The sequence below is a fragment of the Flavobacterium sp. LMO6 genome, assembly GCF_009495795.1.
Taxonomy (GTDB): domain Bacteria; phylum Bacteroidota; class Bacteroidia; order Flavobacteriales; family Flavobacteriaceae; genus Flavobacterium.
This window is the reverse complement of record NZ_WIBH01000040.1, coordinates 1-1359: the sequence shown is the minus strand read 5'-3', so window position 1 is coordinate 1359 and position 1359 is coordinate 1. Positions and strand designations below refer to the sequence as shown.

1 protein-coding gene is annotated in these 1359 nt (G+C 31.8%); it reads left to right on the top strand.

The window, feature by feature from the left end; translation table 11 throughout:
* Nucleotides 1-9: 9 nt before the first annotated feature.
* The coding region (locus GFJ99_RS13235) for an IS1182-like element ISFba3 family transposase (protein WP_153209520.1) at nt 10-1359 on the top strand (1350 nt) is incomplete at its 3' end.

Genomic DNA, 1359 nt, shown 5'->3' with positions numbered 1-1359 from the left:
GTTTTTTAGATGTTATTAAAGCAGCAAACAATACAATTTAGTGCTCATTCTACGTTGTATGATTTAATAGTTCCAAAGGAAAATATATTAAGAAAAATCAATGATTTAATTGATTTTTCCTTTATTTATGATGAGTTGTTAAACAAATACTGCACAACAAATGGTCGTATGGCAGAAAGTCCTGTTCGTATGTTTAAGTATTTACTTCTTAAAACAATTTACACTATTTCCGATGTAGATGTGGTGGAACGTTCTCAATATGATATGTCTTTTAAATATTTTTTGGATATGAATCCTGAAGACGATGTTATCAATCCAAGTTCGTTGACAAAGTTCAGAAAACTACGTTTGAAAGACACCGACTTATTAAATCTATTGATAAACAAAACAGTAACTATTGCTATTGAAAAAGGAATAATTCGTTCGAAGTCTATTATCGTTGATGCCACTCATACTTTATCAAGATCTAATCCGTTTTTAGCCATCGATGTATTGAGAGAACGCTCCAAGTTACTTCGAAAAACAATATACACCTTTGACGACCAATTTAAAGAACGTATGCCTCAAAAGAATACCGACAATGATTTAGAAAAGGAGTTGGTTTATTGTAAAGAATTAGAAAAACGTATCGAAAACGAGCCATCTATAAGTTCGATTCCTGCAGTGAAAGAGAAATTAAACCTGTTAAAGGAAACTGTGGAGGATACTCAAGAAAACCTAACTTTATCAAAAGATACCGATGCAAAAATAGGTCATAAATCTGCTGAGAGTTCCTTCTTTGGATACAAAACTCATTTGGCAATGACTGAAGAGCGCATCATTACTGCAGCCGTAGTAACATCGGGTGAAAAAGGTGATGGACCAGAATTGCCTAAGCTTATAGAAATTAGTCAAGAAAATGGAATTGATGTAGACACCATTATTGGTGATGCTGCTTACTCTGGAAAAGAAAATCTTAAAATCACAAGTGAGCAAAATATTAAAGTAGTAGCAAAATTAAATCCATCAATAACACAAGGAAACAGAAAAGATGCCGATAAATTTGATTATAATAAAGATGCCGATAGGTTTGTTTGCCCAGCAGGACATTTGGCAATAAAAAAAGCACGTGGTGGAAGTAAAAATATTGGAATAAATCAAGTAGACACTTATTATTTTGATGTCGAAAAATGCAAATCTTGTCCTTTAAAAAATGGTTGTTACAAAGAAGGAGCTAAAACTAAAACATATTCAGTATCTATAAAATCAGAACTACATCAAGACCAAATTTTTTTTCAAGAAACAGAATATTACAAAGAAAAAGCAAAACATCGATACAAGATAGAAGCCAAAAATAGCGAATTAAAAAATGTATACGGT